23 protein-coding genes are annotated in these 25,597 nt (G+C 39.3%); 10 read left to right on the top strand and 13 right to left on the bottom strand.

All coding sequences use genetic code 11. The annotated features are described in order from the left end of the window. Positions 1-2 precede the first annotated feature (2 nt). The 5 genes from WDZ40_01335 to WDZ40_01315 all read left to right on the top strand — a co-directional run bounded on the left by WDZ40_01335 (position 3) and on the right by WDZ40_01315 (position 5,574). A complete protein-coding gene (locus WDZ40_01335; GenBank protein MEX0877489.1) occupies positions 3-1,106 on the top strand; it encodes a UDP-N-acetylglucosamine--N-acetylmuramyl-(pentapeptide) pyrophosphoryl-undecaprenol N-acetylglucosamine transferase in 1,104 nt (367 codons plus the stop codon). A 9-nt stretch (positions 1,107-1,115) separates the two neighbouring features. Beyond that, positions 1,116-2,621: a glutamate--tRNA ligase gene (gene gltX, locus WDZ40_01330; GenBank protein ID MEX0877488.1), complete on the top strand. Its 1,506-nt coding sequence runs from the start codon at positions 1,116-1,118 to the stop codon at positions 2,619-2,621. Between the two features lie 10 nt (positions 2,622-2,631). After that, a complete protein-coding gene (locus tag WDZ40_01325; GenBank protein ID MEX0877487.1) occupies positions 2,632-3,981 on the top strand; it encodes a peptidoglycan DD-metalloendopeptidase family protein in 1,350 nt (449 codons plus the stop codon). Between the two features lie 52 nt (positions 3,982-4,033). Then, positions 4,034-4,351, top strand: a complete 318-nt coding sequence (locus WDZ40_01320) for a hypothetical protein (protein ID MEX0877486.1) — start codon at positions 4,034-4,036, stop codon at positions 4,349-4,351. A 263-nt stretch (positions 4,352-4,614) separates the two neighbouring features. Continuing rightward, positions 4,615-5,574 (top strand): tyrosine-type recombinase/integrase, encoded by a 960-nt coding sequence (locus tag WDZ40_01315; GenBank protein ID MEX0877485.1) that lies wholly within the window; start codon positions 4,615-4,617, stop codon positions 5,572-5,574. A 13-nt stretch (positions 5,575-5,587) separates the two neighbouring features. Here WDZ40_01315 and WDZ40_01310 read toward each other — a convergent pair whose 3' ends face one another. After that, on the bottom strand, positions 5,588-6,241 hold the full coding sequence (locus tag WDZ40_01310) for a matrixin family metalloprotease (GenBank protein ID MEX0877484.1): 654 nt from the start codon (positions 6,239-6,241) through the stop codon (positions 5,588-5,590). Positions 6,242-6,586: 345 nt separating this feature from the next. Here WDZ40_01310 and WDZ40_01305 point away from each other — a divergent pair, with 345 nt between their 5' ends. Then, complete coding sequence (locus WDZ40_01305) at positions 6,587-8,020, top strand: glycosyltransferase family 2 protein (GenBank protein ID MEX0877483.1); 1,434 nt, start codon at positions 6,587-6,589, stop codon at positions 8,018-8,020. Next, positions 8,021-9,271 carry a hypothetical protein gene (locus WDZ40_01300; GenBank protein ID MEX0877482.1) on the top strand — a complete coding sequence of 417 codons (1,251 nt, stop codon included), beginning with the start codon at positions 8,021-8,023 and terminating at the stop codon, positions 9,269-9,271. 119 nt (positions 9,272-9,390) lie between these two features. On the opposite strand, the gene WDZ40_01295 is transcribed toward WDZ40_01300, so the two are convergent. Together WDZ40_01295 and WDZ40_01290 are read right to left on the bottom strand one after the other, a co-directional pair. Further along, on the bottom strand, positions 9,391-10,728 hold the full coding sequence (locus WDZ40_01295; GenBank protein ID MEX0877481.1) for a Mur ligase domain-containing protein: 1,338 nt from the start codon (positions 10,726-10,728) through the stop codon (positions 9,391-9,393). Between the two features lie 33 nt (positions 10,729-10,761). Beyond that, the gene (locus WDZ40_01290) at positions 10,762-11,079 is read right to left on the bottom strand and encodes a hypothetical protein (GenBank protein ID MEX0877480.1); all 318 of its coding nucleotides are present in this window, start codon (positions 11,077-11,079) and stop codon (positions 10,762-10,764) included. A gap of 44 nt (positions 11,080-11,123) precedes the next feature. On the opposite strand from WDZ40_01290, the gene rpmA reads away from it, so the two are divergent. After that, entirely contained in the window at positions 11,124-11,396 is a 273-nt protein-coding gene (gene rpmA / locus WDZ40_01285; protein MEX0877479.1) for a 50S ribosomal protein L27, read from the top strand. A 210-nt stretch (positions 11,397-11,606) separates the two neighbouring features. Here rpmA and WDZ40_01280 read toward each other — a convergent pair whose 3' ends face one another. The 7 genes from WDZ40_01280 to WDZ40_01250 form a co-directional block, all read right to left on the bottom strand. Beyond that, a complete protein-coding gene (locus WDZ40_01280; GenBank protein ID MEX0877478.1) occupies positions 11,607-13,274 on the bottom strand; it encodes a CTP synthase in 1,668 nt (555 codons plus the stop codon). Positions 13,275-13,286: 12 nt separating this feature from the next. Further along, positions 13,287-13,733 (bottom strand): 50S ribosomal protein L9, encoded by a 447-nt coding sequence (gene rplI / locus WDZ40_01275; protein MEX0877477.1) that lies wholly within the window; start codon positions 13,731-13,733, stop codon positions 13,287-13,289. 141 nt (positions 13,734-13,874) lie between these two features. Then, on the bottom strand, positions 13,875-15,146 hold the full coding sequence (locus WDZ40_01270; protein MEX0877476.1) for a S41 family peptidase: 1,272 nt from the start codon (positions 15,144-15,146) through the stop codon (positions 13,875-13,877). Positions 15,147-15,190: 44 nt separating this feature from the next. Further along, entirely contained in the window at positions 15,191-16,408 is a 1,218-nt protein-coding gene (locus WDZ40_01265; protein MEX0877475.1) for an LCP family protein, read from the bottom strand. Positions 16,409-16,420: 12 nt separating this feature from the next. Then, positions 16,421-17,479 carry a glycosyltransferase family 2 protein gene (locus WDZ40_01260; protein MEX0877474.1) on the bottom strand — a complete coding sequence of 353 codons (1,059 nt, stop codon included), beginning with the start codon at positions 17,477-17,479 and terminating at the stop codon, positions 16,421-16,423. 181 nt (positions 17,480-17,660) lie between these two features. Then, positions 17,661-18,227, bottom strand: a complete 567-nt coding sequence (locus WDZ40_01255; protein MEX0877473.1) for a hypothetical protein — start codon at positions 18,225-18,227, stop codon at positions 17,661-17,663. Positions 18,228-18,782: 555 nt separating this feature from the next. Beyond that, complete coding sequence (locus WDZ40_01250) at positions 18,783-20,456, bottom strand: O-antigen ligase family protein (protein MEX0877472.1); 1,674 nt, start codon at positions 20,454-20,456, stop codon at positions 18,783-18,785. Positions 20,457-20,502: 46 nt separating this feature from the next. On the opposite strand from WDZ40_01250, the gene WDZ40_01245 reads away from it, so the two are divergent. Further along, positions 20,503-20,739: a hypothetical protein gene (locus WDZ40_01245; GenBank protein ID MEX0877471.1), complete on the top strand. Its 237-nt coding sequence runs from the start codon at positions 20,503-20,505 to the stop codon at positions 20,737-20,739. Positions 20,740-20,778: 39 nt separating this feature from the next. Here the strand turns inward: WDZ40_01245 and WDZ40_01240 are convergent, their stop codons facing one another. The 3 genes from WDZ40_01240 to WDZ40_01230 form a co-directional block, all read right to left on the bottom strand. Continuing rightward, positions 20,779-21,945, bottom strand: coding sequence for a glycosyltransferase family 1 protein (locus WDZ40_01240; GenBank protein MEX0877470.1), 1,167 nt, complete (start codon positions 21,943-21,945; stop codon positions 20,779-20,781). A gap of 6 nt (positions 21,946-21,951) precedes the next feature. After that, positions 21,952-22,908: a glycosyltransferase family 2 protein gene (locus tag WDZ40_01235; protein MEX0877469.1), complete on the bottom strand. Its 957-nt coding sequence runs from the start codon at positions 22,906-22,908 to the stop codon at positions 21,952-21,954. Between the two features lie 109 nt (positions 22,909-23,017). Next, entirely contained in the window at positions 23,018-23,239 is a 222-nt protein-coding gene (locus tag WDZ40_01230; GenBank protein ID MEX0877468.1) for a hypothetical protein, read from the bottom strand. Positions 23,240-23,464: 225 nt separating this feature from the next. On the opposite strand from WDZ40_01230, the gene priA reads away from it, so the two are divergent. Further along, a complete protein-coding gene (priA, locus tag WDZ40_01225) occupies positions 23,465-25,399 on the top strand; it encodes a primosomal protein N' (GenBank protein ID MEX0877467.1) in 1,935 nt (644 codons plus the stop codon). Positions 25,400-25,597: the final 198 nt, after the last annotated feature.

The raw sequence follows: 25,597 nt of genomic DNA, 5'->3' as shown, positions 1-25,597 counted from the left end.
ATATGAAAATAGCATTCACAGGAGGAGGTACCGGTGGGCACATATTTCCAATAATTGCCGTGGCGCGTGAGGTTGAAAAAATAGCGCAACGTGACAAAAAGTCTCTGGAAATGATATTTATAGGTTCTACAAACGGAGCCGAGCAACTTTTTGCGGACAATAATATAAAACCAAAATCTATAGTAACAGGAAAACTACGGCGTTATTTCTCTTTTCAATATCTTATTGATATGCCTAAAATACTTATAGGCCTGGTACAATCCTACATATACTTGTTCTTTTACATGCCTGATATAATTTTTTCTAAAGGAGGGTACGGAAGTTTTCCTGTGGTTGTAATTGGATGGCTTTTTAGAATACCTGTTATATCTCACGAATCTGACAGCATATCAGGACTTACAACCCGCGTACTCGCAAAATTTTCAAAAAAAATAGTTGTATCATTTCCGGGAGATTACCCCGAATTACGCGGAGATAAAGTAGTTCGCATAGGCAATCCTACACGAGACTTGCGAGGAGGGGACATTACAACAGCATACAAAGAATTCAACATAACAACAAAAAAACCGATTATACTAATTCTTGGAGGAAGTCAGGGCGCCGAACAAATAAACACTCTTGTTATATCAATGCTGCCAAAACTTACAGAAAAATATGAAATAATACACCAAACAGGAGAGGCGCATTACGGTGCAATATATGAATACATAAAAAGGCTTCCGGCAGAAAGAGGCGCATCCTATCATCCAATAGCATCTTTAAACGAAATTCAAATGAAATTAGTCTTAGCTCTGTCAAATATCGTAATATCCAGAGCCGGCTCAGGAGCAATATTTGAAATCGCTCTCACAGCAAAACCAAGCATACTTATCCCTCTTGCGGGCTCCGCTTACGACCACCAACAAAGAAACGCTCAAATATACCAGACCATCGGAGCATGTTACGCTCTTGATTCAGCTAATTTAACGGATGACTTTTTATTGGAAAGAATAGATTCTATTATAAACAATCCTGAAAAATACCGACAACTACAAGCGGCGGCAATGGCTTTTTCTAAACCGGAGGCCGCGGCACAAATAGCCCAGCTAATACTGGATTATAAATAAAAAATTATAATGGATAAAGATAAATCAAACAAAGAAATACGCGTACGCATGGCTCCTTCGCCAACAGGTTCTTTGCATGTGGGTACGGCGCGCACGGCACTATTTAACTACCTGTTCGCAAAACATTACAAAGGTAAGTTTATAGTGCGCATTGAAGATACAGACAAAGAGCGTTCTGAAAAAAAATGGGAGGAAGATATTTTAAAAGGTTTTGAGTGGCTCGGACTTGAGTGGGATGAGTTTTACCGACAAAGCGAAAGAGAGGATGTATACGAAAAATATATACAAAAATTACTGGAATCAGGAAAAGCCTTTTACTGTTGGCATGCCAAAGAAGAGCTCCAGAAAGAACGCGAAAAACAGATGCAAGCCAAAATGGCGCCTAAACACGTTTGCGACTACAGAGACAAAAAACTTTCACAAAAAGATATTCCTGATAATTCCATAGTACGTTTTCGCAATGACGTTAAAGAATCAATAGTATTTACAGACCTTGTGCGAAACGAGGTAAAATTTAACGCGCCTGATTTTGGAGATTTCTCAATAGCAAAAAGTACTAAAGAGCCGTTATACAACCTTGCTGTTGTGATAGACGACCATGAAATGAAAATATCTCATATACTACGGGGGGAGGACCACATATCTAACACACCGAGGCAAATTCTTATTTTGGAGGCATTAGGGTTTCAGCGTCCCAAGTATGCCCACATTCCTCTTCTTTTGGGCGGAGATAAAAGCAAATTAAGCAAAAGACATGGGGCAACATCCGTATATGAATACAAAGAACAGGGCTATCTTCCGGAAGCCATGTTCAACTTTTTAGCGCTTCTGGGCTGGAGACCAAAAGAGGACGAGAAGGAGATAATGGAAAAGAATGAAATTATACAAGAATTTGACATAGCAGACATTCAAAAATCAGGGGCTGTCTTTGATGTAGAAAAATTAAGTTGGATGAACAGTTTATATATTAGAAAACTCTCAAAAGAAGAGTTAACAGAACTTTGTGTTCCATATCTTGAAAAAGAAGGTTTTTTTGTACGCCAAAAAAATACCTTAAAAATAACCGCCAATGGAGAAGAAAGAAGTTATGACTGGTTAAAAAAAGTTATAACCTTAGAACATGAACGAATAAAAAAATTGTCGGATATAACTGAGGGTCTGGAATTTATATTTAAAGAGCCCAAATATGAAAGCGAACTTTTGATATGGAAAAAATCAGACAGACAGGGAGCGATAAAGGAACTTAAAGAATTAAGTGTTATAATACAAAATATAGAGAAAAGTGACTGGACAAAAGAAGACATTGAAAACATTATTATGCCACACGCGGAAAGCTCGGGCCTGCCTGCCGCGCCTGGCAGCCCGGCGCAGGTAGGAGATAGGGGACAAGTTCTTTGGCCTCTTAGGGCAGCTCTTTCCGGTAAGAAAGCCTCTCCCGGTCCGTTTGAAATATTAGAGGTTCTTGGAAAAGAAGAGGCATTAAAGCGTATAAACACAGCCATAAACAAGCTGTAAAAAAGGTTAAATGAAAAAAGTTGTATTAATTGCACTGTGCGGAGTTTTTATTTTAGGTCTCTACTTTGGTAGGGGAGTGGTTAGCGCGCAGTACGACTCTTATGGCAACGACATCACACCTGATGCTTCTGAAGAAGAACCAGAAAACAGCAATGAACCTGAAACAGAAAAAAATTCCAATAACCAGATAACAAATCTTGAGAAAAAAATTAAAGAACAGGAGAAACTTTTAAAACAGTTGCGGGAAGAGGCTGCCGAGCAAGAAAAAAATCTTCAAAAAACAAAAGAACAAGCGGGCACTCTACAGGAATATATAGCGTATTTCAATAGTGAGGTATATAAACTTCAGACAAAAATCAGTGTTAAAAGAGAGGAGATACTATCTACTCAGTTGGCAATTCAAAAAGTAGATTTAGAAATTGCCCGAAAAGAACAGAATATAGATAAAACAAAAGAACAAATGACAGAGCTGTTCCAGGATATATACAAAACGGACCAGGAATCAATTATAGAGCTTGTTTTTAAGTATGATAATTTTTCAGCTTTTTTCAATGAAGTACAAGCAAGAAGAGTACTTCAAACTACGGTAGATGAAAAACTTCAGGATTTAAAACAATTTAAAGAAGAACTTGTGCAGTCAAAAAAACAGTTAGATGTGGAAAAAGAGCGATTAGAAAAAGATGCTTTAGTTTTACGCGACCAGAGATTGATAATGGAACAAAAAACTATAGAGCAAAAACAGCTCTTAAACCAGACGAAGGAACAGGAGGAGAGTTACGCGGAAACCCTGGCAGAAATAAAAGCGAAAGAGCGGGAGATTAATCTTGAAATATTTGAACTGGAAGACAAACTAAGGCGCGAACTTGACCCAAACAGTGTGCCGTCTGTAAACAAAGGACTCTTGCAATGGCCCACAGAAGGGGTTATAACCCAGGGGTATGGCTGTATACACAACTCATGGGCCAGAGGTTCTTACCCTTCTTGCGATGGAGGGAAAGGGGGATTCCACAATGGGGTAGATATAGCGTCCGGACTTGGAACACCAATACGCGCCGCGCAGGATGGTGTTATAAAAGCTGTAGAAAGCTCTCCTTACGCTTACGGATACTGGGTAGCTGTTGAACATGCAAGCGGGCTTGTGACAGCTTACACCCACATGTCTTCATTGCGCCCCATACGAACAGGGCAAGTTGTAAAACAGGGACAATTAGTAGGATATATGGATTCAACGGGATACTCTACGGGTCCGCATACACACTTTATGGTATATGCACCGGGTACATTTCAAACAAAACCAAGCAGTATAGCGGGAATACTTCCAATTGGGGCGACTCTGAACCCTTTTGACTACTTACCATAATAGACAATAAAATATAATAACTGTCAATAGTACGTAGAAATCTTAAATTATAATGTTGCTGAACAAATTAATTCTTATCCTAATACTTGTAACCGTAGCGTTTTTTATTATGCCCGGAAGCACTACAGATGTAGTACCGCAACTAAAAAACCTAAAAGACATTCCTGGAGATAAATTTTCACAATTTTTCAGTTGGGGACAGGATATGTTTCACAAAGGAATTGTAAGCGTGAAAAATGCGATATCGTGGTCCACGGATAGGATTAAGACAACCTATAAAAGTGTATCAAGCACAGTATCTACATACTGGAACGAGACAAAGGCTATGTTGGACAAAGTATTGCGTATACATGAGATCATAAAGGAATAATTAACATACGATAGCGCAGATTATTATTTGTTTTGTGCATAAAAATCATAATATAGTGTCCTGACTTAATTATTTGTACAACTTACAATGAAAGTAAGATATAGGTGCGCTTTATTAGGTTTTGCGAAGTAGAAAGTGTCCATACTTCGCAAAACCTAATCAGGTAAAGCGAGGTTAATAGTACACACTATTAACTTCGCTTTACCTATATTGTGCGAACCAAAGTATTATGCTATACTACATACAATAACCCCCTCTTCCCTATGTATAACTCAGACAAACCCATAAAAAACCATATATCCGGATTTTTGGATTATTGTGAGGTAGAAAAAGGCCTGAGTAATAATACTCAGGTAAACTACCAAAGATATTTAAATATTCTAAAAAAATGGCTAAAAGAGACTAACAACGAAGGTCTACTCCCCCACCAGCTTACTCCTGAACATGTATGGGACTATAGATTGTTTCTTGCAAGGAAATATAAGACAAAAAACGGCAAGAACCTGGCTAAAAGTACCCAAAATTACTACCTGGTGGCCCTGAGAGCGCTTTTAGACTACTTTAGCGACCGAGATATCACATCACTGCCATCAAACAAGGTAAAGCTGCCTAAAGACGCTAAAAAGGACTCCGTGAAGTTCCTGACACTGGAACAAATGCAGAAACTATTGGAAATGCCGGACATAAACACCGAAAATGGCTTGCGCGATAGGACTATAATGGAAGTTTTATTTTCCACAGGACTTCGTATAGCAGAGCTTGTTGCCCTTAATCGAGATCAAATAAGTATGAAAAACACAGATGATGTTTTTGAATTGAGTATAACCGGTAAAGGATCAAGAACACGGACAATATTTTTTTCTCCCCGGGCCATGGACTGGTTAAAGAAATATATGGAAAAAAGAACATTAGATACAGACAAGGCACTATTTATAAATTACAGTAACTCAACAAGTGATGACAGGCGCCTTTCTGTAAGAAGTATTCAAGAATCCATAAAAAGATATGGCATAATGGCGGGCTTGCCAGTTGAAGTTACACCCCATGTCCTTCGCCACACTTACGCAACTGATCTTCTCGCGCAAGGTGTGGATTTAAGAAGTGTTCAGGAATTTCTTGGTCACAAAAACATAGCGACAACCCAGATATATACACACCTGACCAACAAGCGCCTTAAAGAAATACATAAAAAATTCCACGGCGGAAACAGTCTGGAAAAATAAAAAACGGCCTATACTATCTGGCCGTTTTTGTTTTTAAAATCTCAAAAAACTCTTTAGATTTTTTAATGTCCTCCTCTGTAGGATATATTATCTCTTTCATCGCGCGGTAACTCAAAGATTCATACATAAGCTCGCCCCGCACCTCGCTATGCTTTACACCAAGACAATGACCAATCTCATGGTTTACTATAGATAAATATCCTTCTTCTCTAAGGGTCTCACCGGGAGCCTTCACTTGAATCGTGCACGTATAATCGCCGCCGATTGTTACATATTGCCCCGCGCATCCGGCTACATTCTTTTTTCCCGCGCAAAACCTCTCCACCTCACTCCATTTTTCTCGCGGAATTATAATAATATCTGCCAACCCCCTGTCTTCTTCTGAAATAAAGGTCAGGCCAACCCTACTCCATCCTTGCTCGTTATTTAACATATCTAAAATACCCTGCATATGAATCGAATATTTTAAATCAATCCATATACGCACTTCGTTGTCAGCAAAAAACAAATCATCAACCTCTTTTACATCTTCCTGTACAAGAGACGTAGTTGATGTACTTGTTGTTTTTACGCTACTGCTCTTAGGTGTTGTAGCATCTGTTGTGGGTCCAAAACAGGCCTGTAACGTAAATAAAAACAAAAAAAGAGTTGGCCAAAGTTTTTTCACATTTAAACCTCCTTCTGTTTCTAATACCCTTATGTTTTAGATAGAACTATTTAATACCGTACCACAAGAAACACAATTTTAAAAACACCTGCCACAAAAATTAATCCACCAACAGAGCCGACGCAACAAGTCTTTTTTTGGTTGAAAATAGAGAATTAAAGGATAAGCTAGCACAACTAATCCAAAAGACACGCAAAACATCAGATTTTTATATTAAATAAGCTAAAACAAGTAAAGAGCTTAAAGTAAAGACCCTCAGCTATATTTGACCAAACAAATATATACAGTATACTATACACAGTATACTGTTCCTTAAAAACAAAATAGAAAGGAGGTAGAAAGAAGGTGGCACTGCTAACTTTTACCCGCAAGGAAAAGCGCATAAGTAAACTGCGACACAAACAACAAACAGTCTCCGTAAGTGCGTTAAAATTTGTAGCGCTGTACGCTGTTATCGCAGCCTTATGTCTTTTTATCAGCTCTCCAAAAAGCGGAGCATTTAACTGGTATTTGAGTGTTTTTTGGTCACTAAATTTTCCTATAGCCGTTTTGGGCTTTTCAAGGATAATACTTAGCAAAAAGGTAATTAGGTCTAATTTTTCAGGTAAAACAGACAAATTAGTAATATTTATCGTTCCTACAATATGTCGCAAAGATACATTGTCGCCTCTTTTGCGTGTCACGGAATCAATTCTGCGATTAGCTCCGGCAAATATGATAAATTTCCGTATCGATTTAATCATAGAACAAGATTCAGAAGCAAAAAGGGAATTAAAAAAAATAATGCAGAACGAAAAAAAGGTAAATATTATAGAAGTTCCCAGAAACTACACTACGCCCCATGACACAAAGTACAAAGCACGCGCAAATCACTTTGCCACAGAACTAAGAACGAAGTTGAAAGAAAATCATCCTGATGTTTATATTTATCACCTGGATGATGATACGCATGTGGGAAAGGATACAATATCCTCCATAGCTGAGTTTATTGAAACCGAACATGGTAATAAGTATTTAGCTCAAGGCATACTTACATTTCCTTATCAGCTTTCAACGTCATGGTTTTGCAAACGTGCAGATGGTATTAGGCCAATTGAGGATATAACCCGGTTCAAATTATTCACAGGTGATTTAGGTACTCCCCTGGCCGGATTACATGGAGAGCATCTCCTAATACGTGCTGACATAGAAGAAGAAATAGGTTGGGATTTTGGACCTACACTTGCTGAAGATGCCTATTTTGGGCTTTCTTTTGCGCAAAAATACCCGGGTAAATCGGCGTCGCTTAATTCTTACTCTTACGGCGCTTCCCCTGCTAATTTGCGTGATTTTATTAATCAACGCAAACGCTGGGCTACCGGAATTCTTGGAGTAGTTTTTGACAAAAGATTCAGCTTAAAAATAAGGTTGCCTCTGTTGTATAGCGTATTCTACTGGCTTGTTGGTCTATTTCAATTTGTGGCAGTTGTATTTATTGCATCAAGGATTTTGGGGGTAAACAACACATCACCCGTAGCGCTGTGGATTATATTTTTGTGGTCATTCAATCTTGCCTATCATATATGGCAATACATTGAAGGCAACAAAATAAATGCCAGCGTATCAACACAAACACGAAAAAATAAGAAGGGGAAGCATAAGAAAATAAATCCACACCCATGGGTTACGATTCCTCTTGTTTATGCGATAACGCTCATTGAGGGTATTTCAGCATTTTTGGGAATGATACAATTTATCAAAAAGGACTTTAGTTTTGAAGTAATAAAAAAGGAGGTTTGAGTGAGCCGAAAAGAAACAATCACCAGAGGTGTTACAAGTATTATTTCGATACTTCTCCTCATTGGCATAACATACGTGTTATGGATAGCTAAAACAAATGTTGCGGAAACTAAAGATATAAAGGAAGCAACTACCCAAGAAACAGTGGAGGTAGATGTGCCAGAAAACTCACCTATTTCTATTTTTGAAACAGAAATAGGTGTTGAAGAAGAAGCATCTTCCAAGAAAAGTACTACAACTACTCCTTCGCACACAAGGGTGGCCAACCCTCGAAATTCTCCCAATGATTTTCAGGCAGGAATAGGAATACTTGTTTACAAAAATGACTACGAAGATCTTGAATCTCTTAAATGGAAAATAGATAAAATACTGGACAAACTTACGGAAAATAACATAAACAGCATAAGCATCAACATTCCCCTTTACCAAGATTCGTACGCATCTTCTACTGTATACAAAGATGAAAATTTTACTCCGAAAAATGAAGAGATTGTCTTTATTATTCGTAGTGCAAAAATGCGTGGATTCAGTATAATGTTAAGACCTTTCCTGGACGAACAAAATATTTCTTACAATTCTTCAGGCAGATATACAAGTGAATGGAGAGGTACAATAGAACCAAAAGACAAAGAAAAATGGTTTGAAACTTACGCAAAGATACTTATTGATTACGCAAAACTCGCTGAGAATGAAGAGGTGGAATTCTTTACAATAGGTACAGAACTCACTTCAATGGAAAAGTACACCGAAGATTGGGAAAACCTAATCAAAGACCTGCGTGGAACATATTCCGGACAAATGACATATTCAGCAAACCGCCTTATACCCCCGGAAATGCCTTGGCATGCCCTTGATTTTATAAGCATAGATGCCTTTTACTTTTTAGATGTAAGTGCAGAAAATGCAACAGAAGAAGACATAATAAACGCATGGAAACCATGGATTCAGGATATTGCAACACAAGCAGAAAGCATAGGAAAACCACTAGTAATAACCGAGCTCGGCACCTCTGCGCAAAAAGGATCCTTTAGGAGCTCGTGGATTTGGGACCACAATACCTCCATAGACATGGAAGCACAACGCATGTTTTACAAAGCTTCGTGCAAAGCGCTAAAAGAACATGTATCGGGAATTTATTGGTGGGCAACAAACATATGGCTACTTGAAAACCCTGAACAAGACGAAGGTTTTAATCCCCTTGGCAAGCCTGCAGAAAGAGAAATAGAAGCATGTTTTGAAACCACAAGTTAAGGGTGTGTCGTTGTTGTCGTCTGGTCAGGTGTATCCTTAAAATAAAAACCGCGAAGTATTTCGCGGTTGCAAAAACAAATAGTTCTTTTCAAGTCCTTCGTTTTAAACGAAGGACTTTTTTATTGCGAATCATTATTTAAAATATCCGAAACTCTCCAGCCATCCCCCGCCCCCACAGTTATAAACAAAACAGAGTCACTCAAATCTTTCTTTATTGTTTTAGCCGCCTCTTGGTAATTTTCAAAATATGATGCATTAAGTTCTTTTGCAAGCTTTTTGCCCGACACATCTTCCCCTCCTTGTCCTGAGCCTGCCGAAGGGTCTTGTCCTGCCTGCCCGCCCTTTGGCGCGGAGCCTGCCGAAGGGTCTTGTCCTGCCTGCCCGCCCTTTGGCGCGGAGCCTGTCGAAGGAGTTTCCCTGGCCGAGGAATACGTCTTTAAAATATACACCTTGTCTGCACTTCTCAAAGATTGCACAAAATTATCAAAAAGACTCTCAGTTCTTGAATAAGTATGCGGCTGAAAAAGTATTATAATTCTTCTGTTCGGATAACTTTTCCGCACACCTTCAATTAAAGCGCTAATTTCGGTTGGATGATGCGCGTAATCGTCATACAACTTAGCGCCGCCGTACTCTCCTTTACTCTCAAAACGTCTTGCTATCCCATCAAACTCTTCAATAGCTTTTTTAGCAAGAAGGGGCTCAACACCTATTTTTAGCGCAGCTTGATACGCGCAATTAGCGTTTTTCTGGTTGTACTCACCTATAAGTTTTAGGTTAAATTCTTCTTTTTTTTCCACCTCTCTGCCGTCTATTACTTGAGCTTCTATATTTTCAAACATAAATTTTTGAAAAGCGTTTCGATAGGAATGTTCATCTTTAAAATAATCCGGGTGGTCATAATCAATATTCGTTAAAACAATAACTTTTGGTTTATATTTCAAAAATGCCTCCTTGTACTCGTCCGCCTCAATAACAAAGTACTTTGAACCTCCCGCACGAGCATTGCTTTGCCATTTATTTACCCTGCTTCCCACAACCACCGTAGGGTCATATCCCGCGTATTCTAAAACATAACCAAGCATTGCCGCCGTGGTACTCTTTCCATGCGAACCGCAAACCGCAATTCCATATGATTTATTAAAAAGTTCCGCTAAAGCCTCCGGATATGTAATTACAGGCACTCCCCTATTTTTGGCTTCAGCAACTTCAATATTATTTTCTTTTGTGTACGCAACAGACCGAATGATAATATCCGCATCGCCGGGAATATTTTTTGGAGAAAAATTTTCAATAACGTGGATATTTAATTTTTTTAAAACTTCATCTGTAAAAAATTTCTCTTCTGTATCAGAACCTAAAACCTCCGCTCCCCTGCTTTGTAAAATCTGCGCCAAAGCGGTCATGCCTACACCTTTTATACCTATTAAATACGCTTTTTTGATATTTTCTAACATAACTTTATTTTAACATTATTAAAAAAATTATATCTATTTACAATTTCCTGCCAAAACAAAGCCGGCACGCAAAGCTTCCTCAGCATCTTTAAAATATATTTTATTCTCTTCTTTTATACGCTTTGCGCCCGGACAGCTTAAATAATGATATTTATCGCTGTTTGCGCTTGCTACTACCTCCCCCTCTTGCATAATCTCGTTTTCTTGGGTATAATTTGAATCATTGGTAATTTTCTCAATAACTAAAGGTGGTTTTTGCAATTTTACCAAATTTGCGCTAAAATAACCTAAAGAAAATACAGTTAAAAGGCTTAGAGAGAAAATTAAAGTAATATATAAGTCTTTTTTCATCAAAGACAAAATACCATTAATAAAGCGGATAGTAAAATAAAACTATGTCAAAGACAAAAGCATCAGGTTCAACCAAATTAGGAAGAGATTCAAAAAGCAAACGTCTTGGGGTTAAAATTTTTGGCGGTCAAAAAATAAAAGCGGGCATGATTATCGTGCGCCAACGAGGAACAAAATTTCACGCGGGAGAAAATGTAAAACAGGGTGCGGATGACACTCTTTACGCAATGCGCAATGGCATAGTAAAGTTTCGAGAAAAAAGAAAACAAAAATTTGACGGAAGACAGAAAAAAATTAAAGTAGTAGATGTGCTCTAAAAAAAGATAACAGAAAACAGTGAACAGTGAAAAATAAAAAAACCCGCCATTCGGCAAGCTCATGACAAGCTCCTTGGCGGGTTTTTTTATGCGGTTGTGGAGATAATCTATTAAAAGAGAGACGGCCGTCTCTCTTTTAATAGATTATTATTTACAAACTCAAATATATAACGCCACAAATATACAGCGTATATTTGGTCTTAAGCATCATCAACAACTGGTGGTCTCATGTTTTGAAGCGGTCTTTATAAAAGCTCTAAATAGCGGATGTGGATTAAATGGTCTGCTTTTTAGCTCCGGGTGAAACTGTGTTGCTATAAAAAATTTATGCTTTGAAAGTTCTACTATTTCCACCAAACCCTTTTCAGGATTTATGCCTGAAATTATGAGCCCTGCTTTTTCAAGCTGGTTTTTATATTCATTATTTACCTCATAACGATGCCTGTGTCTCTCTGAGATTTTTAATTGTTTTCCGTAATGCTTGTACGCTTTAGTTCCCGGAGTTAACTCACACTGATACGCTCCCAGGCGCATTGTTGCGCCGAAGTTCTTTTTTCTTAAATTATTTTTCTGTTCAGGCATAACATCTACAACCGGGTATTTTGTGTCTCTGTTTATCTCTGTTGTGTGCGCTTCTTTTAACCCACATACATTTCGCGCGTACTCCACAACTGCAAGTTGCATGCCGTAACAAAGTCCAAAAAAAGGAATGTTGTTCTCTCTGCAATATTTAATAACATTTATCTTGCCCTCTATTGCTCTTTCTCCAAAACCTCCCGGAACAATAATTCCATCATATTTAGAAAGAGTTTTTTTGATTTGCGCTGAGTTCAGTAAAGTAAAATCATCCGCGTTAAGCCAGTCCAAATCAATTCCCAAATTATCCTGCCACGCTGCATGTTTTAGCGCTTCTATAACAGATAAATAGGCGTCCGATAGTACAAATTTACCCGTTTCAAAATATTTTCCAACAATACCAATCTTAACATTTTTCTCTTCTTTTTTATTGTTATCCAGCGATTTATATATTTTTTTAACCAAAGAATTCCACTCGCTAAGATCTGCCTTTCTTTCCTTTAAACCAAAATGATTAAGAACAATTTTTCCCACATTCTCCTTCTCAAAATTTACAGGAATCTCGTATATGCTTGTCTTTATGTCCGGTGCTGATATAATCCGGTCTTCGGATATATTGCAAAAAATTGATATTTTTTTCTTTCGCGGATTATCCAAGGGCTGTCCACTGCGTGCAATAATAATATCCGGCTGTATACCTGCCGAATTTAAAAAACGTACCGCATGTTGAGTTGGTTTTGTTTTCATTTCCCCCACCATGTCAGGTTTCGGAAGATACGTAACCATAACAAACAAAATTTCCTCCGGGTTTCTCAAATGCATCATACGCGCCGCCTCTAAAAAAATCACATTTTGATATTCCCCTACCGTGCCCCCTATTTCAACCATAACAAAATCTGCCTTTGTGTCTTTCCCTGCCTTTTTTAATCTGTTTATCACCTCTTCTGTAACATGCGGCACAACCTCAACCGTCTTACCGCCATATTCAAGATTTCTCTCTTTCTGAATAACTGTCTGATAAACCCTCCCCGCTGTCATATAATTTACAGTTGACATATCTACATTAAGAAATCTTTCGTAGTTTCCAAGGTCCTGATCGCTTTCAACCCCGTCATCGGTAACAAACACCTCACCATGCTCAACGGGGTTCATTGTGCCGGCGTCCACATTAAGATAGGGGTCTATTTTTACAGCTGTAACATTAAAACCGCGCGCTTTTAAAAGCGCGCCTATGCTTGATGTAGCGACCCCCTTGCCTACGCCGCTCATCACTCCCCCCACCACAAATATAAATTTTGCCATCTTTTAAATCGTTTATTCTAAAGACTCTACTATTATTTTAATTTCGGCCTCTAAGCCGTGGTCAAACTCCAATACAACCTCGTATTCTCCAACCTCTTTTATTGGATTATCCATCCTAATTGAGGCTTTTTTTATTTTAAAGCCCTTTTTCTTAAGCTCTTTTAGAATCTTGTCCTCAGTTAAACCCGCGTAAAGCTTGCCTGTGTTCCCCGCTTTCTCTTGAAGAACAAGCTCATACCCGTCAAGAGACGCTACCAACTCTTCTACCTGCTCAAGATCTTCTGTCGCTACAACCTCTTGTTTTTCCATATCTGCCTTAAGTTCCTGCAATGCTTCCGGTGTTGCCGCCCGAACCAGTTTTTTAGGAAGCAAAAAATTGCGGGCGTAACCGTCTGAAACTTTTTTTACTTCCCACTTTTTACCGATATTTTTTATATCTTGTAGTAAGATGACTTTCATTTTATTAGTATAGCTAACATTTATATTTTATTCCTCTTTTGGCAATTTATAGCACCAACAAAATTTACAACATTTACAGTATACCACAATAGTCAAGATGTGCTAATTTTTTTAAATTACCAGGATTGCTTAAATTTTTTACTATAACCCTTTTATAACTTCCACTGCTCTATTTTTTTGCGGGTCATCGTCTTCCCCTGCGTTGCCGCCAAATTCAACAGGAATAGTAGGCTCAATACCCTTATCGTTAATATACTGTCCGGACGGGGTTAACCAACGCGCGACTGTTATTTTAATACTTGTGCCTCCCGGCAAGTTTTCAAAGGCCTGCACAGACCCTTTACCAAAACTTTTTTCACCAACAATTTCAGCTCCTGAATTATCCCTTAAGGCGCCGGCTAAAATTTCAGCAGCCGATGCTGAGCCCTGATTTTGCAAAACGACAACAGGAAAACCAGCCAAAGACCCCGGACCGGAACTCACGTGTTTTCTGTTTCCGTCACTCGTGGTTTCTTCTATAACCACGGTCGCTCCTTTCTCAAAAAACCACCCCGCCACATCTATGGACACGTCCAAAAAACCGCCCGGGTTATTTCGTAAATCTACAATTATTCTATCTGCGGGAGACTCTAAAATTTCCTGCGCTATTTTAGTAAAATCATCAGATGTTATTTCGGAAAAATGCGTTAACTCAATATAAGCTATATTCTCTTCAATAAGCTCCCACTCAACACTTGGAACATCTATCCTGTCTCTAATTATTGAAATATCAACTTCCTCGCTCTCTTCACGTAAAACAGTTAGGACTACTTGGGTGCCCCTGGGACCGCGAATCCTTGAGACAGCTTCCTCCAGTGTAATGTCCCGGGTATCTTCTCCATCAATTTTTACTATAATATCCCCGGCCCGAATTCCCGAACCTGCCGCGGGCGTGTCCTTCAACGGGGTTATAACCGTCAAAAAACCGTCCTTTATACTTATCTCTATGCCTACTCCTTCAAAATGCCCACTAACACTAGTTAAAAAATCTTCTGTCTCGCTAGCATCAAAAAACACAGAGTACGGATCATCCAACTCTCTAATCATTCCGCGTATCGCGCCAAATATTAAGGCTTGCTTATCTATCTCATCTTTACCTACATGTTTTTCATTAATAATATTCCAAACATCTTCAACTAAAGAAAATTCAACTCCTTGCTCCTGATTAAAAAGATGCTTGAAATTAATATCTCCTGCGGGTTGTAAAATACCTGCGGGAATACGCCCTGCTACAAAACCTGCCAAAAAACCACCCCCCATTAACAGTGTCACAATAATAAAACGACCAAAACGATTCTTGAGCCGTTTTTCTTTTTTATTAAGATTTTTAACAGTCTCTTGTTTTAAAGACATGTTTTCTTTTTTTTCTTCCATTTATAAAATAGTTTAAAATTGCATTTTAAATAAAGATACTGCAACTATTCCCCAAATATATTCCTAAAATAATTTCTTACCTCCGTAAAATCTCCGCTCTTCGGTAAAAGAACATAACTGCCGTTCACAGAGTCGGCTCTCAAAATGCTTTCTTCAGAAGTGTCCAGCACCCCGCCCTCAATAGATACCTGCGCGTATTCCTGAGCAAGAGAAACTGTTTCTCTTATATCCCCCAATCCCATATCTGTTCTAATATTTTTACCCACAGTATCCATTATATCAAAGATTCTAACAGGATTACCAAGAACTCCAAGAGAAAATGCCTTTTCTTTAAGAGATTCAAGTACCTGTTGCTGGCGTCTTGCTCTGTCAAAATCCGAACTTGAATAACGCGAACGGACATAATAAAGAGCATCCTTGCCATAAAGTGTGGATGTTCCGGCAGGTACACGGAATACCCAATATTCCTGAGGTGGGGCCTCTGTTGTCTCCTCTGCCACAGCGCCTTCATCCTCTATTTCCTCGCTCTCTCCCTGCTCCATGGCGGCTTCGTCGTTTTGCGGAGTTTTCTGCCCGCCCGCCTCGACTTTGTCTTGCGATGTCGGGCTGGGTTCACTAACTTCTGTTTCCTGTTTTACTATTTCCTTGTACCAATAAGGGCTTCCAGCTCTCCCTTCACCTTGCCATTGCTGGGTTTCATAAAAAGGAGTATCTCTGTACACAGTAACACCTCCCATTATATCAATTATTCTTTCAAACCCCGCATGGTTTATAACAACAGCGTGGTCAACATATACTCCGGTAACATACTTAATAACTTCTTTTGAAAGAGTGAGCCCCCCTTCTCCCGGCTTTCTTTGCTCGCCAAGAGCATAGGCAAAGTTTATTTTCTCAGGTCTTGGATGATCCGGCATTTCGACATACAAATCGCGTGGCAACGAAACCATGGCAACCTTCTTTTTTTCTTTATCAATACTTAACAACACTATGGTATCGGCAAGAAGTCCCCCGTTAGGATCTCCCGCGCCTCGTATACCTAAAATAAGAATGTCCAGCCTGTTTTTTTCTTCATCAACTTTAAAATCTTTATATACACCAACACCCTCAGCACTGCCCGCAATGGTAAGAACATTTGAGGCCTGATAAACAAAAAAGCTAACTCCAAGCAACACAACAAAAATAACACCCATCAAGATAAGCTTTTTTCGTCCTCTGTTATCGTTCTTTACCGAATGGTCGGGTGTAAAATTATTTAAAAACATGATTTGTGAAAATTATTCAAACCACTTAGCTATATATTTTCTATCAACTTTTTTATTACGCATTATAATCCTCCTCTTACGCAACATTTTCGGCATTAATCTTATTATTCCAAGATAAGCAGACAGTGAAGAGCGTTCCCAAAATAGCACATAGATAAATAAAAACAACTCCCTTTTCAAAAAGAATGGAGCGTCCAGTAATATGTTAACCCAGAAATCATTTTTAATAAAGGTAAGCCGCTGGTTCTGTAAATCTAATTTCCTTTTAAACGCGGGGACTAATTTTCTCTGTTCAATAAAATCTCTATATCCTGCTGCGAGTTTTTTAGTTGTCTGCCTGTCATGCCATGCGATGACAGCGGGATCGTAAAAAGTTTTCCAGCCCGCAAGCTGAAGTCTCCAGCCCAAATCTACTTCATCCGCGTACCACACAAAATCTTCGTCCAGATATTCATATGGGTATTTTTCGCTATCTCCCTTATCAGCATAAGGAGCATTAGATCTTCCGAATTTAACTATTTTAACATCCTCAAGCGCATTGCGTCTAAAAAATGGTACAGCACCTTCGTATAAAAATATTTCTTCCTGTTTATCATACTGCCCCTTATCTTCTTCACCGTGCCCGCGGTTTATAATTCTTCGGCTTCTAAAAATTTGCATCCCTGTTGTATCTATAACATCTGTTTTTTTATTTTCCTCATAATTCCAGTGCAATATCTTTGCCTGCAAAACCCCCGCGTCCTTTTTATCTTCCATGGTTCGCACGGCACTTTCTATAAAATCCGGCGCCATTAAAATATCTACTGACAATCCGACAACGTAAGGCGAATCGCTAAAATATAAGCTCCTGTTAAACCCGCCACCCAAAACATAGTTTTTTTCAAAATTTATTATTTCCGTCTCGGGCGAAACCTCTTTTATTATATTTATGGTTTTGTCGGTAGAGGCATTATTAAAAACACGGAATTTTATATTTTCATATGTCTGCGCTTTTACAGCTTCCAGGCACTGCTTTATATACTTTTCGCCGTTATAGACAATTAGATGTACGGAAACTTCAGGACTCTCCATATATATTGATTTTACCACAAAGCAACTGACTTGCCGAAAATTCTATAAAATCCTAAAAAGAAAACCCGCAATTAATTGCGGGTTGAGAGCCGGTTCGCGCAAGGCGAACCGGCTCTCAAGTAATCAAAGTGCGGAAGTTCCGACGCTTCGGTCGGGACCCCGACCCCTTAGGGCGTCGGGGCTACTTGCTGAGGCGTAACAGCCGCTGGTGCGAGTAGAACCCGTTGTCGAGCAAGCTGAAGCCCAGGTGCCACAGACCATGGGCCCAAAGGAGGCGCGACACGCGCCGGTTGCCGTTGAGGTCCCACCAGATAGTTCCCGGGAATGGGAGGAAGGTTTGACGCCAACTCTCTGGAATCTTGTTTTGGTTCTCCAGTAGCCACTCTGCATGCTTATGACCGAAATTAGCATTGAGCTTTTTCGCTCGCTTCTCAAGTTCCTCGCCTGAGATGTAATCCTCGCCGTAGTTGAAGAACTGGACAAGCTCCAGCTGGTCTACACTCGAGATAGCAGGCTCAAAACCCACATCACTCCCAAGCGTCCACCCGGCTTCTTTGCTCATGTCGCGCTTGAAGCGGGGAGCTGTGAACTCTCCTTCAACCGCAAGCTGAAGATGGCTGATAAGAGCGTCTATATCCTTAGGGTATCCACCCTTTTGCCTGAGCTGTCTTTTTATCTCAGCCAGCTTTCCGTCTGCCTCAAAATATTTTTCGAGACTTATGTCGCCTTTGACAAAAATTTCCGCCATAGCAACCTCCTTTATATGTACATTGACGCCAGGGATTTCCCGACATCACACAAAGCATACATTAAATAATTATTTTTTTCAATATAAAATGTACATCTTTTCTGCTATAGCAGAAAAGATGTACATAACAAAAAGCGGTTCATAAAACCGCTTTTATAAAAACTTTTAGAATACACGATTACGTAAAGCATTTTTCTTTTCTTCGCTCATATTTTCCCATCTATCCTTTTTCTTTATAGGGTCATGGGGATCCCATATATCTATATAACATACGCAACAAACTCTATATTGGGAATTAGTAATTCTTCCCACTGACCTGCTTATACAAAAACAGTGTTCATGCTTTACTTTATGAGCCACTTACAACCTCCTTTAATCTTTATGTACTAAAATCAGTATAACACAGTAAAGCAAAGTAGGAATGTTTCGTTTTAGTAACTCTCGGAGCCAAAAAAGCTTGGTCTCCTTTAGGAGTTTTTTGGCGAGAGCGTAGGAGCGGCTCGTCGCTGGAAGCGAGCCGACTCCGGTACTAAAACGAAACATTCCTACTTTGCATCAAGTATTTTTACGCATCAATCCAACCCCCATTCCTATCATCGCCATAAACCCAAGAAGTGCCCTGCCGTCGTAAAGCGCGGCATCTGTCATTAAGTACGCGCCAACCCAGGCAAGAGAAAACAGCATCATGGCAATATACAGCCCCAAAGCAGGGTCAGACCCTCCTTTTTGCACATGTGTTTTTAGGTATTTAATACTTTCTTTCACTATCTCAAACATCATCCACAAAAAAGCTAAAAGACCGATTATGCCTATAGTGCTTGCTATGTGCAAATAAAGATTATGCGCGCTCGCTCCGGCTGCCGATGCTGATTGCGGTTCATTTAAAACAACCGGATAGTTGCCGATGCCAACACCCCAAACAGGACTATGCACTATATATTCAATACTCTTTTTCCATATAAATATCCTCCCCTGGTTTGACGTTTCCCCAAAATCAATAATGCTCCTTATTCGCGCAAATGAGGCCGAGGTATCAAATTCTGTGTCCTGAAATTGCCTAAAGCTAACTATTCCAAAATACAAAGGAAACATCAGTAAAAAAACAAGTAGAGATGATAAAACAATCCTTCTGTACTTTTTGTCTATTTTTGTCGCTTTAAACAAAGCAACAACAAACAAGGCAACAACCGATGCCAGCCAGATACCCCGTGTACCGGATAAAATAAGGGCTAAATTAATAACCCCAAAACCAACAAATAAAACTAAGCTTACTCTTAAGTGGCTCCGAAAACCCGCTCCAAACCGACCCGAAAGCCACATAAACAAAGCCGGAAATGTCATTATCACATACATAGGAAATGAATGAGAATCGGGAAAAGTTGAGAACATTCTCAAACGCAAGGTGTTTCCGGAATAACTAAACCAGGTATTACCAAAATTTGTGGTTATGTCCCCCCATTGTTGTCCGTATTGCGCTACAGATACCATTTGTCCCCACCAATAATGGAAGACCCAAGCGGGCACAAAATAGGCCGCTATAAATTGCACATACCCAAACGCCACGGCCAAAATCCCTGAATACGCAAAATTCTTTGCAAAGCTCATGGCGTTCTCTTTATTCTTTATTACAAGAGAACGAATTACAATAAATAACATCACAGCATTCAATATAAAAACAAAGCGCATCAAGCCGGCTATTGTATCGGGCCCTACAAAAACAGAAACAGAGGCAAGTAGTAAAAACAAGATACCCGCCACCTCCAAACGATAATGCTTCCAGGTTTGGCGAATCACTACGTTGAGCCCTTCAGTGCTCGCTCCATTTACCATACCCTCGGTAAACTCCGCTGCGCTCCTCGGGCTCGCCTTGCGCTTCATCCAAACCTGAAACCATCGGATGCTTAAAAAACCTGTATATTCAACAAAAAACCACTTAATAAAAATGAGGGCTAAAATTATTCTCCAGATATTAAAATTATCAAAACTCTCTGTAATCGGTAGCGCTATAAAAAACGGAATAGAGCGCAAAAAGAGATCTACTCCCCTCTCTATAGGATAAAAAAGAACAAACAAGGCATACAACAAAAAAAATACAAAAGCCCCTTCACGGGGAATAATATTAAAAGCAATCAAAACAACCAACGTAAATGCGGTTGTAAAAATAATATTTAATGGAGTTATTAGTTCCCTATATGTACGCATATCGTGAGTTGACATTTTTTTAAACATATGTTATATTCTGAATACTCTACAGTACCTTAAAAGGAGGTAAATGATGAAAAGAGGGCACGAAGGGCCGAGAATGATTCTTTTTAACCCCCCACAGCAAAGGTTTACTGTTGGTGATACAAGTCCAATAACGCCGCGTGAAGAGCGCCTACTTCGTCTCCAAACCATGCTTCGAAGATTAAACCCGTGGACCCGTACAGGCAAACGGGCAAAGGCGATTGCTCAAGAGGCGCTTGATATGCATCGCCCCGGCCCCCGCGACACAGGCGTTCCCTCTGTTTAATCGTTCTTTCCATCAACTCTCGGTTCACACCGGGAGTTTTTATTTTAAAGCCACCTTCTCAAACAACTTCACCATCTCTTCGGCATGTCCTTTCCATGTATATTTAGACAATATCTGCTTGCGTTTCCTTACAATATTCTCACGCTTTTCACGACTCTGCAACGCCTCACGCAGTGTTTCGGCGATATTTTTAGGGTCGTCAGGATTTTTTACAAAAAATGCTGCATCCCCGAATATCTCCCTTGTTGTTGGGGTATCAGCTACGACAGGAGCGGTACCTGAAGCTAAGGCCTCCAGTGGAGGCAGGCCCATCGCCTCACTGCTTGATATGTAACAAAACAACTTTGCTTTCTTATATAATTCCCCCAATCTTTCATCGCTTACAAACTCAAACCTGTGTATCTTTCTGTCTCCCAACTTCTGGTTAACCTCACCAACCAACTTATCAATAACAGGCGGGTTATACTTATCTACACCAACCGCTATAAACTGAATCTCGGGAAACTCAGGAGATATTATTTCAAATGCCTGTATTGTTTCTTTCAAATGCCTGCGTGGGAACGCCTGTCCCAGATAAAATATATAATTTTGTTTTTCTGCATCGGGCACAGTGCTTTCATTGGTCTGGGCGATATCCGCACCCAAAGGAACAACAACTATTTTTTCTTTCGGAATATTAAAATATCCGCTTATCTCTTCCCGCGAGGCGTAAGTCTGAGTTGTAATTTGTGTGGCATAACGCGCGGCCCAGTTAGCAAATAATTGATACCCTATTTTATATTTTTTAGGCAAAGTACCCTGCGTGTACTCGTAATAAATATCGTTTGTTAAGACAACCAAACTCTTGGCTACGATGTCGGGCGGGAAAAATGCCGGTAGCATAAACGATGGGAAAAAAGTAACATTCACTCTGTCTTTTACAATATACAATGGAAGCGCTATATGAAAAAATATATTAAAAGAAGGTCTAAAAAAAGGAATAAAAAACGGCAATTTTGCCACCCTTTTTACAAAAATATCATTTTCTAAAAAAGGTATGTCATCAGGAATATGGCCTTTAAAATACAAATAAAAACGGAACTTTTCTGAGAGTTCCCTGTTATGACTTATCTCTTCTATAAGCCTGTAAGTATGGCGTCCGATACCCGCGCGCTGGGCGCCGGTTTTATCCTCTAACTTATGACAATCTATTCCTACTTTTATCATGACTAATTATTTATTGTGTATCTTTTCATATTGTCCAAACCTCTTTCTGTAATAATCCAAAATCCCTCTTATTATCCCCATGGATACGTCCCTGTGAATTCCCAGCGCCACCTTTAAAGACTGTTTACTCAATTGAAAAATACTCCAAAGAGGTTTATATATTTTCATCCAGGACGGAGCGTGTTTATCCCCCAGCAAGAGAACATTTCTTGTATGGTAATAATGCAACTTAGGAGAACCCACCTGCGTTAACGTTGTCGCGGAAACCTTGTGCCAAATTCTTGCTTTAGGATTCCACATCAATTTATACCCCGCCTTTGAAATACGAAAACTTAAATCTGCGTCTTCAAAATATAAAAAAAATCTCTCATCAAAACCTTTAACTTTTTCCAAGACTTCTCTTTTAAACAGCATGCATGCTCCTGTAATAAAGCTTACCTCCAAGGGCGGCATAAACTCAGGTAACTCCTTTCTAAAAAGTTCGCATGACATTGAATCTGCCATCTTGCGCCACTCAATTTTGGTATCTCCTCCAAACCACAAAAGGTTGCGCGGCTCAGTAAAATAAACAGCGGCGCCGACAACTCCAACATCTTTGTTTTTTTCAGCAGTCTCTACAAGTTCGCTCAAAAACATTGCGTCTGTTGTAGTGTCATTATTAAGTATTAAGACGTATTCCACTCCCTCTTTTAGTGAGTATTCAAACCCGGTATTATTACCTCCAGCAAATCCTTTATTCTCCTCATTTTTTAATATTATTATAGGATACACAGGATTAGAGCTTCTAAAAGATTCTAGTTTTTCTATAGAGTTATCAGTAGAACCGTTATCTACAACAACAACCTGAAAATTGTTATAAGAAACCTTAGTAAGGGATCTCAGGCATGTTAAAGTCTCCTCGCTGTTATTCCAGTTAAGGAGTATTATGTGCACATCAGGATCATGTATGGTGTCGTTATTCATACTAAAGTCAGAATAGCAAATTATAAGTGATTTGTAAAAATAAAAAATACGCCACATCCCCCAAAGGTGGGCAGGCGTATGGCGTATTTTTTATTTTTACAGTTGAAATTTACGCAGCCGGATTTTGGTCTTGCCCGGATCCTGTATTTTCAATACTTTCTACAGTGGGTGTTTCTCCCCCACTCATGTCTGTAGATTCTTGTGATTGAGCAGGTCCACCCTCTGCCATATCAACTTTTTTCTTGCCACCCTGGCCTTTCATAAAAAACCACCAGTAAGCGCCTGCTCCAACAAGCAGAACTGCCACCAAAACGTAGAATACTGTGTTCATAAATATAATTTTTTAATAATAATACAAATTTTAAAACTAAGAGTGCGAACTAAAATCGCAACCCGCGACCCTTTACGACCTAATCTCAAGAGCATGGAATACAAACCATAACCCTCAACATAATTTATTATAGCACAGATAAATTTATATTGAACATAACTATGTGGAAAACAAAAACACTCTAAACCCATCAACTCCGGAAAGATGCTATTATATATTTATAATATGTACATATATTACGTTATACCTTTAACCAAGCTACCCAGACTAAGCCTTCAAATGCCCGCCTACTACAGTGCGGAGTCTTTTTCTGTTGGGCAGCTTGTTGAAGTTCCTTTGGGGAGCAGGAAAGTGGCAGCGCTTGTGGTGCAGGTAGGTTCCGCTAAAGACCAAAAACAATTCATAAAAAAAGTTCCTTTTACCCTTCGGGGTATAAAAAATGAATTAACTCCACATCCTGTTTTTAATGAAGAGTTTATAAAACTTGGAATCACGCTTGCTGATTACTATTTTTCCTCTTTTGGTTTAATGCTACAGCGCATGCTTCCGCCATTCTTTTCAAAGCCCAACAAACCGCTTTTGGATTTATTAAAAAAACTCCCCGAACCTCCTGCTAGAAATAAGAAAAATACCGGAAAGAAAATATTGCTGATAGGTAGTGACAGGTCTAAACACTATAAAAAATATTTAGAAAAAGAAGGAACAATTATGATTGTGCCTCAGTATCTACAATTGGAACATGAAGAAAAAAGGTTTGAAAAAAACAAATTCTCTGTAGTGAACAGCGGTATGTCGCAGGTAAGCTGGCGTAATACGTGGCGAGATGCTTACACGGGCGATATAGAAAATTTACTTGGCACAAGAGCCGTTCTTTTTACACCGCTTAAAAACTTAAGAACAATTATTATTGAAAATGAAAACAATACATCGCACGTATCCTGGGATCTGCATCCTAAGTTTGACACACGACATACCGCTGAAATAATAAGTGACTTATATGGCGTAGATATTATTGAGGGAGATATACTGCCTTCTGTGGAAAAATATCACAAAGCAAAAAATCAGGAATGGCAGTTAATAAAAGAACCATCAGAACTTTCACCGGCTAAACTCATAGATATGCGCGAAGAAATCAAAAAAGATAACAAGTCTATCTTTAGTGAGGAGGTTGAACATATGCTAAAAAATTTAAATAAAAATGAAAAAGTATTAATGCTTATCACAAGAAAAGGACTCTCTTCAGCGATAATTTGCAGAGATTGCGGATATATTGTGAACTGCCCGGAATGTGAAGCGCCAACTGTTTTACATGAATCCGCGGGTGCACATATTCTTATTTGCCACCATTGCGGAAAAAAAATACCAGCGCCAAATATTTGCCCATCCTGCAATGGGAGTAAAATAAGAGAGATAGGAGGCGGAACGCAAAGAGCATTAAAAGAAGCTATAGGGGTTGCTCCGCATCTTTCTATAGAACACATGGACAGCGATGTTGCGACAAATACAGATAAACAAAAGGAGATCTTTGCCAGATTTAAAAAAGGAGATACAAACGTCCTTATAGCAACACAGATAGCACTAAAAGATTACATGCTACCGAAACTCGACTACTCTGTGGCACTAATGCTTGATGCCGCTCTCTATCTTCCTGAGTATCGCTCGGCTGAAAAAATATTTGAATCTATATGGAGACTCCGTCATATGACCCAAAAAGGACTCCTAATACAGACATACCACCCGGAAATGTCCGTTTTCAAACATGGTGTATCTAAAAGATTTGAACCTTTTTATGAAGAAGAGCTAAAAAAACGACAAATATTTTCCTGGCCTCCCTATTCTCAGTTAATAAAGCTGAGTTTTAAAGATAAAAGCCCTCAAAAAGCCCAACAAGAAGCTGCAGTAATGGCGCAAAAGTTAAAAACACAAATTAAAAATCTGCAAAGCAAAAAATTGTCCGGATTAGCAGCAGAAAAATGTGAAGTACTAGGTCCGGCGCCGGCATTTGTTCCCAAAGTTGCCGGTAAATATATTTGGTATATACTCATCAAGTGGCCCAAAAAGAAAAATGGTGAAGTTGAAGACCTGCATTCCCGCAACGCACTCTTAGAAATGGCCGCCGGGAGTTGGGAGGTTGAGGTTGATCCTGTTAATATAGTATAATAAGCTCGCTAACGCTCACAGGAGTTAGAAAACGTAAAAAACTAACGCTCACAGATAACAGTAAACAGTGAACCCAGCCCGACATCGCGAGACGAAGTCGAGGCGGGCCTGCCTGCATGCCAATCGGCATGTAAACCGGCAGGCAGGCAGGCGTAGCGAATCCCGACGCTATCAAAATCTTTGATTTTGATAGCGTCG

The organism is Candidatus Spechtbacterales bacterium (assembly GCA_040879145.1).
Taxonomy (GTDB): Bacteria; Patescibacteriota; Minisyncoccia; order Spechtbacterales; family 2-12-FULL-38-22; genus JAWVZY01.
The sequence above is the reverse complement of the archived record's forward strand: the minus strand, read 5'-3'. Positions and strand labels throughout refer to the sequence as shown.

Coding starts and splice junctions, on each gene's coding strand:
- WDZ40_01335 (MEX0877489.1), top strand. CDS start 3: ATGAAAATAGCATTCACAGGAGGAGGTACCGGTGGGCACATATTTCCA.
- gltX (MEX0877488.1), top strand. CDS start 1,116: ATGGATAAAGATAAATCAAACAAAGAAATACGCGTACGCATGGCTCCT.
- WDZ40_01325 (MEX0877487.1), top strand. CDS start 2,632: ATGAAAAAAGTTGTATTAATTGCACTGTGCGGAGTTTTTATTTTAGGT.
- WDZ40_01320 (MEX0877486.1), top strand. CDS start 4,034: ATGTTGCTGAACAAATTAATTCTTATCCTAATACTTGTAACCGTAGCG.
- WDZ40_01315 (MEX0877485.1), top strand. CDS start 4,615: ATGTATAACTCAGACAAACCCATAAAAAACCATATATCCGGATTTTTG.
- WDZ40_01295 (MEX0877481.1), bottom strand. CDS start 10,728: ATGTTAGAAAATATCAAAAAAGCGTATTTAATAGGTATAAAAGGTGTA.
- WDZ40_01290 (MEX0877480.1), bottom strand. CDS start 11,079: ATGAAAAAAGACTTATATATTACTTTAATTTTCTCTCTAAGCCTTTTA.
- rpmA (MEX0877479.1), top strand. CDS start 11,124: ATGTCAAAGACAAAAGCATCAGGTTCAACCAAATTAGGAAGAGATTCA.
- WDZ40_01280 (MEX0877478.1), bottom strand. CDS start 13,274: ATGGCAAAATTTATATTTGTGGTGGGGGGAGTGATGAGCGGCGTAGGC.
- rplI (MEX0877477.1), bottom strand. CDS start 13,733: ATGAAAGTCATCTTACTACAAGATATAAAAAATATCGGTAAAAAGTGG.
- WDZ40_01270 (MEX0877476.1), bottom strand. CDS start 15,146: ATGGAAGAAAAAAAAGAAAACATGTCTTTAAAACAAGAGACTGTTAAA.
- WDZ40_01265 (MEX0877475.1), bottom strand. CDS start 16,408: ATGTTTTTAAATAATTTTACACCCGACCATTCGGTAAAGAACGATAAC.
- WDZ40_01260 (MEX0877474.1), bottom strand. CDS start 17,479: ATGGAGAGTCCTGAAGTTTCCGTACATCTAATTGTCTATAACGGCGAA.
- WDZ40_01255 (MEX0877473.1), bottom strand. CDS start 18,227: ATGGCGGAAATTTTTGTCAAAGGCGACATAAGTCTCGAAAAATATTTT.
- WDZ40_01250 (MEX0877472.1), bottom strand. CDS start 20,456: ATGTTTAAAAAAATGTCAACTCACGATATGCGTACATATAGGGAACTA.
- WDZ40_01245 (MEX0877471.1), top strand. CDS start 20,503: ATGAAAAGAGGGCACGAAGGGCCGAGAATGATTCTTTTTAACCCCCCA.
- WDZ40_01240 (MEX0877470.1), bottom strand. CDS start 21,945: ATGATAAAAGTAGGAATAGATTGTCATAAGTTAGAGGATAAAACCGGC.
- WDZ40_01235 (MEX0877469.1), bottom strand. CDS start 22,908: ATGAATAACGACACCATACATGATCCTGATGTGCACATAATACTCCTT.
- WDZ40_01230 (MEX0877468.1), bottom strand. CDS start 23,239: ATGAACACAGTATTCTACGTTTTGGTGGCAGTTCTGCTTGTTGGAGCA.
- priA (MEX0877467.1), top strand. CDS start 23,465: ATGTACATATATTACGTTATACCTTTAACCAAGCTACCCAGACTAAGC.